The organism is Stenotrophomonas nitritireducens, from assembly GCF_001700965.1.
GTDB lineage: Bacteria > Pseudomonadota > Gammaproteobacteria > Xanthomonadales > Xanthomonadaceae > Stenotrophomonas > Stenotrophomonas nitritireducens_A.
Genome location: NZ_CP016756.1, coordinates 3,067,300 through 3,082,998 on the forward strand (window position 1 = coordinate 3,067,300; position 15,699 = coordinate 3,082,998).

The window sequence follows — 15,699 nt, forward strand, 5'->3', positions numbered from 1 at the left end:
CAGCCGTTGCGAGCCAGGACGGCGAAGCAATGCAGCGTTGAGGTTCCATCCCTGTTCTATCAAGACGAGAGATCCGACATGAAGAAGAAAACCCAGCTTGGTTTGGCGATTGCAGGTGCCGTACTGGTGGCTTCCATCGGCGTACCTGCCGCGTCTGCTGCAGGAATTGGGCCTGCAAAGGTCGTTGGCATGAGTTCTTCAGCAGTGGATAACAGCGGCGCTTACCGCTTCGTGGTCAAGTACCGTGCCGGCGCAAGCGAGCTGCGCGATGCCGCCGCCGCCAACCGTGGCCTGGGTGCAGCGGCATCGCGCGCCGGCCTGGACCGTGCCGTCGCCAAGAGCGCCCGCGCTGCCGCGCAGCCCGCCGCACAGGCGTCACTGCTGCGCCGCATGGGCACGCCGGGTTGGAGCGTGGTCAAGACCTCGCGTGCGCTCAACGCGCAGGAAGCTGCCGATTTCGTCCGCGAGCTGAAGGCCAATCCCGCGGTGGAGAGCGCCAGCATCGATCGCATGTACCAGCGCATGGTCGACGTTGCGCCATCGATGACCCCGACCGATCCGAACTATGCGCAGTACCAATGGAACTTCTTCAATGCGACCTCCGGTGTGCGTGCGCCGCAAGCCTGGGATCTGTCGCAGGGTGAGGGCGTGGTGGTGGCGGTGATTGATACCGGCATCGTGCAGGACAACCCGGATCTGCAGAACAACGTCATTCCCGGTTACGACATGATCAGCGACAAGCGCGTCTCGCGCCGCGCCACCGACGACCGGGTTGCCGGCGGCTGGGATCTGGGTGACTGGATCGAAGCCAATTACTGCACCGGCTGGGCAACCAGTGACCCGCATCCGGCCGACGTCAGCTCCTGGCACGGCAGCCACGTGTCCGGCACCGTCGCCCAGGAGACCAACAACGGCAAGGGCCTGGCAGGCCTGGCCTACAAGGCCAAGGTGATGCCGATCCGCGTGCTCGGTTCCTGCGGCGGCTTTGGTAGCGACATCTCCGACGGCATCGTCTGGGCCGCAGGCGGTGAAGTGCCGGGGCTGCCGCTCAACACCAATCCAGCCGAAGTGATCAACATGAGTCTGGGCAGTGGCTCCCCTTCGAGCTGCCCGACCGAGTACCAGGAAGCCATTGACCTGGCCAACAGCAAGGGTGCCATCGTGGTGGTGGCGGCGGGCAACGACAACGCCAATGCGGCCACGTACACCATGTCATCGTGCAACAACGTGATCAGCGTTGGCGCCACCGGCATCGCCGGTGGCCGTGCTTATTACTCCAACTATGGCGCGCGTGTGGACCTGTCTGCGCCGGGCGGTGGTGGCGCCGGTGATGGCAACCCGAACGGCTATATCTGGCAGGTGATCAATGGCGCCGACCAGAGCCCGGAAGCGGGCAACTGGATCCTGGGCGGCATGGGTGGCACATCGATGGCATCGCCGCATGTGGCGGCGGCAGTGGCGATGGTGCAGAGCGTGGTGGATACGCCGCTGACCCTGAACCAGATGCGCGACCTGCTCAAGAGCACCGCCACGCCGTTCCCGGTGGCGATCCCGGCCTCCACCCCGATCGGCGCCGGCATCCTCAACATCAACGCCGCGTTGGTGAAGGCAACCGAGCCGCCGTGCGATCCGAATGTCGAACAATGCGGCCCGGATGCCACACCGCTGGTCAACAAGGTGGCGGTGACCGGCCTGGCGGGCAGTGGCGGCAGCGAAGTGGTCTACAGCTTCGACGCCGAGGCCGGCAAGGTGCTGACCTTCATGACCTACGGTGGCAGCGGTGACGTCTCGATGTACGTCAGTTTCAACGCGGTGCCGAGCGCCAGCCAGTCCGATGCCAAGTCCACCCGCGCCGGCAACAGCGAGACGGTGCGCTTCAACAAGGCGCAGGCCGGCACCTACTACGTCACCTTGGTGGGAGCCAGCTCCTACAGCGGCGTGAGTCTGGTCGCACGCCAGTAAATCTGACCGTTGCATCATCCTGGAACCCCGGCAGTGCCGGGGTTCTTTTTGCATGGAATGCGCGTTCATGTGCACGACCTGACAGCATGAACTGTTAAAGTTCGGCCAACACAGGAGGATTGCGTGAACGCGGTAGCCCACGACACCCAACTTGCGCCATCCCCTGCTGAGCTTGTCATCAACGAGCTGCTGGCCCAAGGGCGGCTGAAAGAGGCCGACCTGCAGCGCGCCCGCCAGTTGCAGCGCGAATCCGGCGGTGACCTGCTGGTGTTGTTGGCGCGGCTTGGGCTGGTCTCCGAACGCGATCACGCCGAGACCTGCGCCAAGGTGCTGGGGCTGCGCCTGCTGGCTGCCCGCGAGTTGCCCGAGCATCCGCCCGAGCTGGTGGAAGGCGTCGAACCGGTGCCGCTGCGTTTCCTCAAGCAGTTCCTGGTGGTACCGCTGGGCGAGCAGCGCGGCCGTATCCAACTGTGGATGGCCGACCCGCAGGATGACTATGCGCGCGATGCGATCCGCCTGGCCACCGGCTGCGATGTCACCCCGCTGGTGGGAGTGCGCAGTGAAGTGGACGAGCTGATCGAGCGCTGGTACGGGCAGGGCCGCAGTGCGATGGGCACCATCCTGGAAACCGCCGATGGTGAGCTGGCACCGGTCGACGACATCGAACACCTGCGCGACCAGGCATCCGAAGCGCCGGTCATCCGCCTGGTCAACCTGTTGATCCAACGCGCGGTGGAGCTGCGTGCATCGGACATCCATGTCGAGCCGTTCGAAAGCCGCCTGAAGGTGCGTTACCGCATCGATGGCGTGCTGGTCGATGGCGAAAGCCCGCCGGTCAATCTCACCGCGGCGGTGATCAGCCGCATCAAGATCATGGCCAAGCTCAACATCGCCGAGCGTCGCCTGCCGCAGGACGGCCGCATCATGCTGCGCGTGCAGGGCAAGGAGCTGGATCTGCGCGTAAGCAGCATGCCCACCGCGCACGGCGAAAGCGTGGTGATGCGTCTGCTGGACCGCGAAGCGGTGGTGTTTGATTTCCAGCGGCTGGGTTTCGACGACGCGTTCCTCCCGCAATTCCGCAAGGTGCTGGAACAGCCGCACGGCATCCTGCTGGTGACAGGCCCCACCGGTTCGGGCAAGACCACCACGCTGTACACCGCGTTGAGCCAGCTCAACACCGACAAGGTCAAGATCATCACCGTTGAAGACCCGGTGGAATACCAGCTCGAAGGCATCAACCAGATCCAGGCCAAGCCGCAGATCGGGCTGGATTTCGCCAACGCCCTGCGCAGCATCGTCCGCCAGGACCCGGACATCATCATGATCGGCGAAATGCGCGATCTGGAAACCGCGCGCATCGCCATCCAGTCCGCGCTGACCGGTCACCTGGTGCTGTCCACCCTGCATACCAACAACGCTGCCGGCGGCATCACCCGCCTGCTCGACATGGGCGTGGAAGACTACCTGCTCACCTCCACCATCAACGGCATCCTTGCCCAACGCCTGGTGCGCAGGCTGGAGCCTACGCATGCAGTGCGTTACCGCGCATCGGATGAGGAAGTGGAGCGCTTCGGCCTGCGCCGTTTCCAACCGCAGGGCGATATCCATCTTTACCGCGCGCAGCCATCGGCGCAGGCACCTACCGGTTACCTTGGCCGCACCACCATCGTTGAATTCCTGGTGATGGATGACACCCTGCGCAACGCAGTGATGCGCAAGGCCGGCATGGGCGAGATCGAACAGCTGGCCCGCAAGGCCGGCATGCGCACCATGTACGAAGACGGCATCGCCAAGGCGCTGCGCGGGCAGACAACACTGGAAGAAGTGTTGCGGGTGACGGAGGACGCATGAGCCATCGCCTTCGACTGGACAGGTGCTGTTGATGGCGCGCTACCGTTACAAGGCACTGGATGCCCGTGGCGAGCTGTTGGAAGGGCAGATGGACGCGGCCAGCGAGGCCGAGGTGATCACCCGCCTGCAGGAGCAGGGGCATCTTCCCGTCGAGGCGCGCCCGGCCACAGGTTCCGCGTTCGAAGGCGGCAGTTGGAAGCAATGGCGGCAACGCCCGTTCGCCGGTGCCACCCTGGTCCAGTTCACCCAGCAGCTGGCGACCCTGCTCGGTGCCGGTCAGCCCTTGGACCGGGCGTTGTCGATCCTGATGGAGACGCCCGAAGACGCCCGTTCGCAACGGGTGATTGCCGATATCCGCGACAGCGTGCGCGGCGGTGCACCGCTGTCGCAGGCGCTTGAGCGCCAGCATGGTCTGTTCTCGCGCCTGTACGTGAACATGGTGCGTGCCGGTGAGGCCGGCGGCAGCCTGCATGAAACCCTGCAGCGCCTGGCCGATTACCTGGAGCGCAGCCAGGAATTGAAGGGCAGGGTGATCAACGCCCTGATCTACCCGGCCATCCTGCTGGTGGTGGTGGGTCTGGCCCTGCTGTTCCTGCTTGGCTACGTGGTGCCGCAGTTCGCCTTGATGTACCAGAGCCTGGACGTCACCTTGCCGTGGTTTACCCGGCTGGTGCTGGAAGCAGGCCTGCTGGTGCGCAAGGGCTGGCTGGTATTCATCGTGGTGCCGGCCTTGCTGCTGCTGTGGGGCGAGCGCAAACGCCGCGATCCGGTGTTCCGGCTCGGCTTTGATACCTGGTTGTTGAAGCGGCCGATGGCCGGTGCGCTGGTGGCCAAGCTCGAAACCGCGCGCCTGGCGCGTACCCTGGGCACCTTGCTGCGCAACGGCGTGCCGCTGTTGTCTGGCCTGGGCATCGCCCGCAACGTGCTGGGCAACCGCGCCTTGATTGGTGATGTCGGCGAAGCTGCCGAGGCGGTCAAGAATGGCGCCGGGCTGGCCTCGTCGCTGGGGCGCGGTGGTCGCTTCCCACGGCTGGCGCTGCAGATGATCCAGGTGGGTGAGGAATCCGGCACGCTGGAAACCATGCTGCTGAAGACCGCCGATACTTTCGAGCAGGAAAGCGCCCGTGCCATCGACCGGATGTTGGCGGCGCTGGTGCCGGTGATCACATTGTTGTTGGCGTCGGTGGTGGGCATGGTCATCGTTGCGGTGTTGGTGCCCCTGTATGACCTGACCAACGCCATTGGTTAACCCATAACTGTTGCAGACAAGGAAACAAAGCAATGAGGCGGACCCTGAAACAACCGGTATCACGCGCGCGCCAGGCAGGCATGAGCTTGCTGGAAATCATCATCGTCATCGTGCTGATCGGCGCGGTGCTCACCCTGGTAGGCAGCCGCGTGCTGGGTGGCGCCGACCGTGGCAAGGCCAACCTGGGCAAGACCCAGATCCAGACCCTGGCCAGCAAGGTGGAGAACTACAAGCTCGATACCGGTCGCCTGCCGGCCAAGCTGGAAGATCTTTCCAGCCAGCCCAGCGGCGTGGCCGGCTGGCTCGGGCCGTATGCCAAGCCGGCGGAGTTCAACGATCCCTGGGGCAACCCGGTGCAGTACCGCGTGCCGGGTGAAGGGCGTCCGTTCGACCTGCTCAGTCTGGGCGCCGACGGCCAGCCCGGTGGCGAAAGCTACAACGCCGACATCCGTTACGAATAGGCCTGATGCTGCTGTCGCGCCTCCCGTTTCCGTTCCATTCCACGCGTGTTGTACCTGCACGACGTAAGGCCATGCGCGGCATGTCGCTGCTGGAAATGGTGCTGGTGCTGGCACTGGTGGCCGCACTGGCGATGATGGCAGCGATGGCGATGAACGGCGGCATGGACGGCGTGCGCCTGCGTTCGGCCGGCAAAACCTTGGCGGCCGAATTGCGTTTCGCGCGCACCCGTGCAATCAGTACGGGCGTTGCCCAGCAGTTTCATATCAACCCTGGCAGCGGCAGCTGGCAGGGCGCCGACGGTCACCATGGTGAGTTGCCGGAAAACATCAAGGTGCAGTTCACCGGTGCCGGGCAACTGCAGCGCCGCCGCGACGAGGGCGTCGTACGTTTCTTCGAGGATGGTGCGTCCAGCGGCGGGCGCATCGAGCTGCGCGCGGGCAAGGCGGTTTGGCGGATTGATGTGGCGTGGATCACCGGCGAAGTAAAAGCCGGTCCGCCGCGTGAGAACGCCGGATGAAGCGCCAGCGCGGTTATTCCCTGATCGAAGTAATCGTCGCTTTTGCGTTGCTGGCATTGGCGATGACCCTGCTGCTGGGCAGCCTGTCCGGTGCCGCACGTCAGGTCAGCCTGGCTGACGGTTACGGCCGTGCTGCGCTCCATGCACAGTCGTTGTTGGCCGTTGCCGGCGTGGAAGCGCCGCTGCGTGCAGGCCGTCAGCAGGGCGAATGGGAGCAGGGCCGCTATCAGTGGAACCTGCAGGTTTCGCCTTACATGGAGCCGCGCCAACAACAGGCACGGCTGTGGCTGCTGGATCTGCAGGTGCGCTGGGGTGATAGCGCGCAGGAGCAGTTGCGCTGGCGCACGCTGCGCTTGCGGGCCAATGCGCCGCTGGAGGCCACACCATGATGGGTCCAGCGCGGCTGCGCGGTTTCACCCTGATCGAAGTATTGCTGGCCACCGTATTGCTGGCCGCCGGCATGGCGCTGGCGTTTGCAGCGGTGCGCTCGACACTGGCCATCAGCAGCCGCGGCGAAGCCATTGCCAGCGGCAATGAGCGCATGCGCGCGGTCGAGGGCTTTCTGCGCCGGCGGCTGGTGTCGGCCATGCCCTTGCCGCTGCAACGCGATGCACCGGCCGGCGTTGCCGCAGTGTTCACCGGCAGCCCGCAGCAGATGCGCTTTGTCGCCAATGTGCCCGACTACCTAGGCCGCGGTGGCCCGTACCTGCATACGCTGGACGTCAGCGGCAGCGGCAGCGGCGACGGCCAACAGCTGCGGCTGGGCTTGACCCTGCTGCAGGGTGGGCAGTTGCTGGAAGAAAACCCGCCGCGTGGCAGCGAGCTACTGGCCGATGATCTCAAGCAGATAAAACTGCGCTATCGCGGCATCGACCCGAACAGTGGCGCGATGGGGCGTTGGCAGGACAACTGGGATGCACCTGGGCGGATGCCGGCGCTGGTCGCCATCGAAATCACCCCGGCGCATGGCGCTGCATGGCCGCCGCTGGTGGTCGCCTTGCCGCAGTCCGCCGCTGCAGGAAGTTGGCGATGAGGCCGCGTGGCGCAGCGCTGGTGCTTGTCTTGTGGGTGGTGGCGTTGCTGGCCACCACCATTGCCGCGTTCGCGATGACCGCGCGGGTGGAACACCTGCAGGGCAGGGTGACCGGCGACCTGGCCGGCGGCGAACAGATTGCCCATGCCGGTATCGACTATGCGCTCTCGCGGATGCGCGCCACCCCCACCCAGCCCAGTTGGCGTGCCGACGGGCGGCCGTACCGCTGGCAGTTCGATGGCCGCGTGGTGGAACTGCGCATCGTCGACGAAACCGGCAAGGTCGACTTGAACAAGGCCGACCTGAACCTGCTGCAGGCCTTGCTGCGCGGGCTGGAACTGGCGCCGGACAAGGCCGCACGGCTGGCGGGCGCCATTGTCGATTGGCGTGACCCCGACGAACTGCTGCAGGTAGCCGGTGGCGCGGAGAGCGCCGACTATCAGGCCGCCGGGCTGCCCTACGGTGCCAAGAACGCGCCGTTCGACAGCGTCAGCGAGCTGCAGCGCGTCCTTGGCATGGATACGGCGCTTTATGCACAGCTGGCGCCGCTGCTGACGGTGTACGGTAGCGGCCGGCCCAATCCGCGTTTTGCCCCCGCAGCCGTGCTGACCGCGATGGGCATGGATGCAGCCTTGATCATGGCCCAGCGTGAGCGGGAAGACCGCACCCCGGGAATGGGTGAAACTTCGGCTGGCGGTGGCGACAGTGGCACTTATAGTGTGGCCAGCAGTGTGCAGCTGGTGGCCGAGCGGCAAGCAGTAACGCGCGCGGTGGTGCGTCTGAATCCCGGTGGTGTGGCCGGTGCACCGTATACGGTGCTGCAGTGGGAACAGGGAGCGATGACGAGATGACGGGGTTGCGTGAACGACTGGGGCAGGCAGGTGCGCGCATCATGCCGGGCGCTGGCGGCTTCTGGGCCTGGTGGAGCCAAGCGCTGCTGGCGTGGCTGCCTGCGCGCTGGCAGGCCTTGCTGGGTGTGTCCGATGCACGCCTGCTGCTGCAGGTGGTGGATGGGCAGCTGACGGTATCGCTGCAGCACAACGGCCAGCGCCAACTGCTGCAGGCCTTGCCCCGCGATTGCACGCCGGCTGCGCTGGACGCGGCCTTGCCAGCGCGTGTGGCCAGCCTGCCGCGCTTCGGGCTGCTGCCGGCCAGTGCGGCCCTGCGCAAGCCATTGCGCATGCCGACTGCGGCCGAGGCGCGCCTGCGTGAAGTACTGGGTTTCGAAATAGATCGGCAGACACCGTTCACCGCCGCGCAGGTGTACTACGACGTGCGCCTGCTGCAGCGCCGTGGCGATGGCCAGCTGGATACCGAACTGGTGGTGGCGCCGCGCCAGCAGATCGACACCTTGTTGCAGCCGGTCGACGCCTGGCAGCAACAGTTGGATGGTGTGGATGTGCTCGGCGCCGATGCACGGCCGTTGGGGGTGAACCTGCTGCCGGCCACGCTGCGCCGGCAGCGGCGCGATCCGATGCGCCGGCTCAACCGCATCCTGTTGGTGGCAGGGCTGGTGATGCTGGTGTTGGCTGCCTGGCAGTTGTTGGACAACCGCCGGGCCGCCGCCGCGCAGCTGTCGGCGCGGGTGGATGCCGCTGCGGCGCGCGCGCGGGTTGTGGCGGCGCAGCGACAGCAGTTGCAGGATCTGGTGGATGGCCAGCAGTTCTTTGCCGAACAACGTGCCGCGCAGCCCTCGGCGACGCAGGTCATCAACGAACTCAGTCAGCGCCTGGATGACGCCACCTCGTTGGAGAAACTGTCGATCGAGGCAGGGCGGATGCAGTTGATCGGCATGAGCAGCAGCGCGTCGTCGCTGGTATCCACGCTGGAAGGCTCCAGCTTGTGGAAAACGCCGTCGCTGACCGGCGTGCTGCAGACCGGCAACGGTGGCAGCCGCGAACGTTTCACCTTGACTGCAGAACTGCGTGCACCCACCCAGGAGGCTGCCGATGGCAATGCACCCCGCACGCCGTGATCGCTGGTTGGCACTGGGCCTGTTGCTGGCCGTGCAGGGTGTGGTCTATCTGTTGCTGGTGCAGCCGTTGTGGACTGCGCCGATGCAGGCGGTGGACGCCGAGATCGCGGCCTTGCAGGAGCGCGAACAGCGCATCGACATGCAGTTGCGGCAAGCGCCGCAGGTTGCACAGCGGTTGCAGCAGGCACAACAGGTGCTCGCCGATCAGCCGGGCTTCATGGCCGAAGGTTCGGTTGAACTGGCTACTTCCAAGCTGGTCCAGCGGCTGGAGGAAGCGGCACGCCTGGCCAGCCCCGATCAACGCAGCTGCGCCATCAGTGACCGCTCACCGTTGCCGGCTGACAGCAGCGGCCGGTTTGTGCGGGTCGCGGTACAGGCGCGGCTGCGCTGCGGCATGAACGAGTGGATGAGCGTATTGCAGACCCTGGAAACCGGCGCGCCGCAGCTGCGCGTGGACCGCCTGGACATTCTTGCTGCAGGCATGGGCGAAGGCGGCGGTGGCCTGGATGTGAGTTTCGAACTCAGCGGCTACCTGCGGCCGGGTGTTGTTCCACCCGCTACGGAGGTGGGCAATGCGCAATGACGTCGCAGGGCTGAGGACCTGGCTGCTGGCCACCTTTGCCGGCTGGGCGCTGCTGGTCTGGGCGGCGTGCCTGTTCGGCCTGGGCAGCCGCATCGGCAACAGCTCCGCCAGCCTGGAGGTGCCGGCCCTGCCAGCGGTGCCGCAGGTCACGCAGCTGGCTGTTGCCGACAATACCGAGGCCCTGAACCGGCCACTGTTCGCCAGTGACCGGCGCCCGCACCCGTTCTTCATCGGTGAGGCCGGCGAGCCCGCTGCCGCCAGTGTGCGTTTGACCGGCGTATTGATGACGCCGGGGCTGGACATGGCCACGCTTACCACCGAGCAGGGCAAATCGCTGCGCCTGCGCCTGGGTGGCGAGCCGCAGGACGGTTGGCAGCTGCTGTCGCTGCAGCCGCGCAGCGCCGTGGTCAGTGGCCCGTCCGGCACGCTCAATCTGGAACTGCAGGTGTTCAGTGGCGGGCCCAAGCCGCCGCTGGACCCGGCCGCCGCGCCGGGCAACATGCCAACGCAGGCGGCTGCCAGCGTGCCGGCGCCACCACCGCTGCCGGCCGCGGACCCCGCAGGGCCATCGGCCGATCAGATCAAGGCGATCCGTGATCGCATCCAGGCCCGCCGTCGGCAGGCACAACAGAATCAGAACGGCCGCTCCGGCAGCCAGAACCCGTAGAGTGAACGTATGACGTCACGCATAGTTGCAGCCACCCTGCTGATCGGCGCCCTGAGCAGCTGCGCTACCACGCCGCCGCCGGAAGTTCGCCGCAACGCGGCCCCCGACACCCGTGCGCCAGCCCCCGGCGAGCCCGCCCGTCCCAGCGCCTTGAGTACCGAGGAAGCCCCCAGGGCCGACGACAGCCAGGGCCGGGCGGTGATCCGCCGCGGCAACGGCACGGTGATCAATCGCGCAGCGGCGTCGGCTCCTGCGCCGGCCTTGAGCGCGGCGGGCAATGGCACGGCGGTATTCAATTTCGAGGGCGAATCGGTACAGGCCGTCACCAAGGCGATCCTTGGCGACATGCTCGGCCAGAACTACGTGATCGCACCGACCGTGCAGGGCACGGTGACCCTGGCCACGCCCAAGCCGGTGTCGCCGGCGCAGGCGCTGAACCTGCTGGAGATGGTGCTGGGCTGGAACAACGCCCGCCTGATCTACAGCGGCGGCCGTTACAACGTGGTGCCGGCCGACCAGTCGCTGGCCGGCACGGTCGCGCCCAGCACCGCCCCGGCCGCTGCCGCGCGCGGTTACGAGGTGAGGGTGGTGCCGTTGCAGTACATCTCGGCGGCCGAGATGAAGAAGGTGCTCGAACCCTACGCGCGGCCCAATGCCATCGTCGGCGTTGACGGTTCGCGCAACGTCATCACCTTGGGCGGCACCCGCACCGAGCTGGAGAATTACCTGCGCACGGTCGAGATCTTCGACGTGGATTGGCTGTCGGGCATGTCGGTGGGGGTGTTCCCGATCCAGTCCGGGCGTGCCTCGCAGGTGGCCAACGATCTTGAAAAGGTGTTCGGCGAAAACAGCAAGACGCCCAGTGCCGGCATGTTCCGTTTCATGCCGCTGGACAACGCCAACGCGGTGCTGGTGATCACCCCGCAGGCCCGCTACCTGGACCAGATCCAGCAATGGCTGGACCGCATCGACAGCGCTGGCGGCAATGCCCGCTTGTTCTCCTATGAACTGAAGTACATCAAGGCCAAGGATCTGGCCGACCGCCTGGCCGAGGTGTTTGGCAGCAGCGGCTCGCGCAGCCAGGGTGACAGTGGCACCTCGCTGGCACCGGGCGCCAGCCCGGTGACGCTGGGCGGGCGCGGGCAGGACGGCGGCTATGGCCAGAACGATGGGCTCAAAGGCAGCGACATCGGCTCGGCCGGCGGTGCGGGTTCGGGCCTTTCCGGCAGCAGCGGTGGTGGCATGGGCGAGAGCCTGCAGCTGCCGCAGCAGACCTCGGGCAACGGCAGCGTCACCCTGGAAGTGGAAGGCGACCGCGTTGGTGTTTCGGCGGTGGAGGAAACCAATACCTTGCTGGTGCGCTCCACCCCGCAGGCCTGGCGTTCGATCCAGGAAGTGGTTGAAAAACTCGACGTGATGCCGTTGCAGGTGCATATCGAAGCGCAGGTGGCCGAAGTCGCCTTGGACGGCAAGCTCAGCTATGGCGTGAACTGGTTCTTCGAGCAGGCGGTGAATGGCGCGCCTGGCGACAGTCCCGGCAATATCGGCATGTCCGGCGCTGGCCTGCCCAGCGCATTGGGTCGCGGCATCTGGGGTGACATCGCTGGCAAGGTCACCGGCAGCGGCATGGCCTGGACCTTCCTCGGCAAAAACGCCGCCGCCATCATCACCGCGCTGGATTCAGTCACCAACGTACGGCTGCTGCAGACGCCATCGTTGTTCGTGCGCAACAACGCGGTGGCAACGCTCAATGTGGGCAGCCGCATCCCGGTCAATTCGACCTCGATCTCGACCATTGGCGATAACGCCTATTCCACCGTGCAGTACCTGGAAACCGGCAACATCCTCAAGGTGCGCCCGCGCGTGACCCGCGACGGCATGGTGTTCCTGGACATCGTGCAGGAGATCAGCGCGCCGGAAGGTGAGCCGGACAAGAACGGCAACTACCGCATCAATACCCGCCGCATGCAGACCGAGGCAGCGGTGAGCGCCGGTGACACGGTGATGCTGGCCGGGTTGATCGATGACAGCAGCACCGATGGTTCGTCGGGCCTGCCGTTCCTGAGCCGGTTGCCGGTGGTCGGCGGCCTGTTCGGGCAGAAGACCCAGAACCACCGCCGCAATGAAGTGATCGTGCTGATCACGCCCACCATCGTCCGCAACCCGCAGGAAGCGCGCAACCTCACCGACGAGTACGGCAGCCGCTTCCGCGCGCTGGACCCGATCGACAAGCCCAAGGCAGGCCGTTAAGCATGGCACTGCCGGTCATTCTGTTGCCGGTGGGCGTGGATGATGCGGCGCTTGATGCCTGCCTTGCCGCATTGGAACGGCACACGCCGGCCGGCACGCCGGTGTGGTTGGCCGATGATGGCCAGAGCGGGCCGCGCGGACAGGCGGTGATCGAACATTGGCTGGCCAGCACCCGGCTGCAGGCCGAATACACGCGGCGGCCGCGCGCGCTGGGCGAAGCGGCGCATCTGGATCAGATGCTGCAGGCCTGCGGCGACGCCGATGTGGCAGTGCTGGCACCCGATGCACTGCCGATGGCAGGCTGGCTGCAGCAGCTCAGCGACTGCCTGGCACGCGACGCGTCCATCGCCACCGCCACGCCCTGGAGCAACGCCGGCGAAGCCGTGTCGTGGCCGCGCGCAGGCGAACTCAATCCCATGCCTGCAGATCCGGCGCGCTTGGCGCAGGCATTGGCGGCAATGCCGCTGCTGCAACCGGAGCTGCCGTCCGCGGTGACCCACGCGGTATTGATACGCGGCAGTGCGCGACGCCGCGCCGGCGGCCTGGATATCCACAGTTATGGCTCGTGGTATGCGGCGCTGGTGGACCTGAGCCTGCGCATGAGCGGCCTGGGCTGGCGTAACGTGCTGTGTGACAACGCCTTCGTCGGCCGCCAGAGCGAAGGTCGCCCGGCCGAAGGCGATATGGAAGTGCTGGCCAATCGCTGGCCGGTATGGACCGCGCGGCTGGCCGCATTCCTGATGGATGACCCGCTGCGCGCGCACCGCCAGCAGCTGCAGCAGTTGTGCGAGCAGGCGATAATGCCGCAAGCCCAGCCCGACCTGTTCGACGCCTGTGGTTCCCTTCCAGGCGCGGAGCCGGTGTGAGCGATTCGATTGCGGTGGTGGTGGTCAGTTGTCAGAGTGCGAGCACCTTGGATGAGTGCCTGCAGCGCCTGCGTGCGGCGCAGGACGTCACCGAGATCCGCGTGGTCGACAACGAATCGCGCGATGGCTCGCTGGCAATCGCGCAGCGTCATGCGCTGGCCGACAACCGCGTGCGTTTCATCGCCAATCCGGACAATCCGGGCTTCGCGACCGCCTGCAACCAGGGCGCGCGCGAATGCCATGCGCCGTGGCTGGCCTTCGTCAACCCGGACTTGATGGTGGAGCCGCAGACGTTGGCGCAACTCCGTGATCTGGGCCGGCCTCTAGGCGATTGCCTGCTGGGCGTGGAGCAGGTGGACGAGGACGGCATCGCCGACCCGGCGGTACGCCGCCGTGATCCGGATTTCGCGGCCATGCTGCGCAGGCCCGGTGCCGGTTCGCGTCTGGCCGTGGCGGCAGACCCAGGCATGCCGCTGCAGCAGGTACAGGCTTTGTCCGGCGCCTTGTTGCTGATGCCGCGCGGCTTGTTTGATCGCCTGCATGGCTGGGACGAGGGGTACCGCCTGCATGCCGAAGACCTGGACCTGTGCCGGCGCGCGCGCCAGACCGGCGCGGTGGTGGCTATCGCCAATGACCTGAAGGTGCTGCATGTGCGCGGTGTGTCCAGCCGTTCGCGGCCATTCTTCGTGGAATGGCACAAGCATCGCGGCCTGTGGCGTTACTTCCGCAAGTTCGAAGCGCAGCAGCGCGGCATGTTGGTGCGGGCAGGGGTGTGGTGCGCGATCTGGGCACATGCGCTGCTGCAGGTGCCGCGTTTGCTGCTCAAGTAAAGCGCAGCTTGGGGAGAGGGGCTTCCAGCATCATCCCGGAACCCCCGGCAGCCCTAACCGCTGCGTCTGCGACAGGCCATGAACAAGCGTCCGCCGCTGGCAGGAACGCAGCCGCCTGCCAGCGCATAATGCGGGGCATGATCATTCAATCCCTGCTCGACACCGACCTCTACAAGTTCACGATGATGCAGGCGGTACTGCACCAGTATCCCGGTGCCACCGTCCAGTACCGGTTCAAATGCCGCACGCCGGGGATTGATCTGGCCGCCCATCTGGACGAGATCAACGCCGAAATCGATCATCTGTGCAGCCTGCGCTTCACCGCCGAGGAGCTGGACTACATGCGCCGGCTGCGCTTCGTGAAGCCGGATTTCGCCGACTTCCTCGGGCTGTTCCACCTGGACCGCAAGTACATCAGCCTGCAGGCATCGGCTACCGTGCCGGGCGAGATCGAGTTGGATATTACCGGCCCGTGGCTGCACACCATCATGTTCGAAGTGCCGCTGCTGGCGATCATCAACGAGGTGTGGTTCCGCAACACCACCGCGGCTGATTTCGCCGAAGGCGAGCGCCGCCTGCAGGCCAAGACCGCGTTGCTGCGGGACACGCCCGGATTCGAAAACTGCCGCATCGCCGACTATGGCTCGCGCCGCCGCTATTCGCGCAAGTGGCACGGCATGATGCTGCCGATGCTGCGTGATGCGCTGGGCTCGCAATTTGTCGGCACCAGCAACGTGCACTTCGCGCGCATGTACGGCATGACCCCGCACGGCACGATGGCGCATGAGTACCTGCAGGCCTTCCAGGCATTGGGCCCGCGGCTGCGTGATTCGCAGGTGGCGGCACTGGAATCGTGGGCGCGCGAGTACCGCGGCGACCTGGGCATTGCCTTGTCCGACGTGGTCGGGCTGGAGGCCTTCCTGCGCGATTTCGACATGTATTTTTGCAAGCTGTTTGACGGCGTGCGCCACGACTCCGGCGACCCGGTTGCCTGGGGGGATCGCATGCTTGCCCACTTCAAGGCCAACCGCGTCGACCCGACAAACAAGGTGCTGGTGTTCAGCGATGGCCTGAACATCGAAAAGGTGATGCAGCTTTACGACTACTTCCGTGGCCGCTGCCAGGTAGCGTTCGGCGTGGGCACGCATCTGACCAACGACCTGGGCCCCAAGCCGCTGAACATCGTCATCAAGATGGTCCGCTGCAATGGCCAGCCGGTCGCCAAGCTCAGCGATTCGCCCGGCAAGAGCATGTGCGATGACCCCGGTTACCTGTCCTATCTGCGGCAGGTTTTCGAGCTTCAGTAAGCGTCAAATCCCTGTCACTTCGTCTTGACAACTGCAATTGTTTCCTTAACGAAGCTGATCGTCGCGCCTGTACCCCTATAAACGTGAGTGCTGTCACGTTATTGTAGCGGCCATGGAACAGATGGCCAGGTACACCGTGCTCGTCGT

At 65.9% G+C, this 15,699-nt stretch carries 15 protein-coding genes; all 15 read left to right on the forward strand.

Annotated elements, in window-relative coordinates; all coding sequences use genetic code 11:
- The first annotated feature begins 78 nt into the window (after nucleotides 1-78).
- The gene (locus BCV67_RS12870; RefSeq protein ID WP_062169403.1) at nucleotides 79-1,962 is read left to right on the forward strand and encodes a S8 family serine peptidase; all 1,884 of its coding nucleotides are present in this window, start codon (nucleotides 79-81) and stop codon (nucleotides 1,960-1,962) included.
- A 123-nt stretch (nucleotides 1,963-2,085) separates the two neighbouring features.
- A complete protein-coding gene (gene gspE / locus BCV67_RS12875; protein WP_062169401.1) occupies nucleotides 2,086-3,813 on the forward strand; it encodes a type II secretion system ATPase GspE in 1,728 nt (575 codons plus the stop codon).
- 31 nt (nucleotides 3,814-3,844) lie between these two features.
- Nucleotides 3,845-5,062: a type II secretion system protein XpsF gene (gene xpsF / locus BCV67_RS12880; protein WP_062171788.1), complete on the forward strand. Its 1,218-nt coding sequence runs from the start codon at nucleotides 3,845-3,847 to the stop codon at nucleotides 5,060-5,062.
- A gap of 32 nt (nucleotides 5,063-5,094) precedes the next feature.
- The gene (gspG, locus tag BCV67_RS12885) at nucleotides 5,095-5,523 is read left to right on the forward strand and encodes a type II secretion system major pseudopilin GspG (protein WP_062169399.1); all 429 of its coding nucleotides are present in this window, start codon (nucleotides 5,095-5,097) and stop codon (nucleotides 5,521-5,523) included.
- A 5-nt stretch (nucleotides 5,524-5,528) separates the two neighbouring features.
- Nucleotides 5,529-6,041, forward strand: a complete 513-nt coding sequence (xpsH, locus tag BCV67_RS12890) for a type II secretion system protein XpsH (protein ID WP_062169397.1) — start codon at nucleotides 5,529-5,531, stop codon at nucleotides 6,039-6,041.
- The gene (gene xpsI, locus BCV67_RS12895) at nucleotides 6,038-6,430 is read left to right on the forward strand and encodes a type II secretion system protein XpsI (RefSeq protein ID WP_062169395.1); all 393 of its coding nucleotides are present in this window, start codon (nucleotides 6,038-6,040) and stop codon (nucleotides 6,428-6,430) included. Before xpsH ends, xpsI begins: the two co-directional genes overlap by 4 nt.
- Nucleotides 6,430-7,074 carry a prepilin-type N-terminal cleavage/methylation domain-containing protein gene (locus tag BCV67_RS12900; RefSeq protein WP_062169393.1) on the forward strand — a complete coding sequence of 215 codons (645 nt, stop codon included), beginning with the start codon at nucleotides 6,430-6,432 and terminating at the stop codon, nucleotides 7,072-7,074. The genes xpsI and BCV67_RS12900 overlap by 1 nt, the downstream gene beginning before the upstream one ends.
- Nucleotides 7,071-7,925 carry a general secretion pathway protein GspK gene (locus tag BCV67_RS12905; protein WP_062169391.1) on the forward strand — a complete coding sequence of 285 codons (855 nt, stop codon included), beginning with the start codon at nucleotides 7,071-7,073 and terminating at the stop codon, nucleotides 7,923-7,925. The genes BCV67_RS12900 and BCV67_RS12905 overlap by 4 nt, the downstream gene beginning before the upstream one ends.
- Nucleotides 7,922-9,049: a PilN domain-containing protein gene (locus BCV67_RS12910; protein WP_062169389.1), complete on the forward strand. Its 1,128-nt coding sequence runs from the start codon at nucleotides 7,922-7,924 to the stop codon at nucleotides 9,047-9,049. Before BCV67_RS12905 ends, BCV67_RS12910 begins: the two co-directional genes overlap by 4 nt.
- Complete coding sequence (gene gspM / locus BCV67_RS12915) at nucleotides 9,030-9,632, forward strand: type II secretion system protein GspM (RefSeq protein ID WP_428999519.1); 603 nt, start codon at nucleotides 9,030-9,032, stop codon at nucleotides 9,630-9,632. Before BCV67_RS12910 ends, gspM begins: the two co-directional genes overlap by 20 nt.
- Entirely contained in the window at nucleotides 9,622-10,299 is a 678-nt protein-coding gene (locus BCV67_RS12920; RefSeq protein ID WP_062169385.1) for a hypothetical protein, read from the forward strand. Before gspM ends, BCV67_RS12920 begins: the two co-directional genes overlap by 11 nt.
- Nucleotides 10,300-10,308: 9 nt before the next feature.
- Nucleotides 10,309-12,549, forward strand: a complete 2,241-nt coding sequence (gene gspD, locus BCV67_RS12925) for a type II secretion system secretin GspD (protein WP_062169383.1) — start codon at nucleotides 10,309-10,311, stop codon at nucleotides 12,547-12,549.
- 2 nt (nucleotides 12,550-12,551) lie between these two features.
- Nucleotides 12,552-13,415 (forward strand): glycosyltransferase family 2 protein, encoded by an 864-nt coding sequence (locus BCV67_RS12930; protein WP_062169381.1) that lies wholly within the window; start codon nucleotides 12,552-12,554, stop codon nucleotides 13,413-13,415.
- A complete protein-coding gene (locus BCV67_RS12935) occupies nucleotides 13,412-14,245 on the forward strand; it encodes a glycosyltransferase family 2 protein (RefSeq protein ID WP_062169379.1) in 834 nt (277 codons plus the stop codon). Before BCV67_RS12930 ends, BCV67_RS12935 begins: the two co-directional genes overlap by 4 nt.
- A 137-nt stretch (nucleotides 14,246-14,382) precedes the next feature.
- On the forward strand, nucleotides 14,383-15,552 hold the full coding sequence (gene pncB, locus BCV67_RS12940; RefSeq protein WP_062169377.1) for a nicotinate phosphoribosyltransferase: 1,170 nt from the start codon (nucleotides 14,383-14,385) through the stop codon (nucleotides 15,550-15,552).
- Nucleotides 15,553-15,699: the final 147 nt, after the last annotated feature.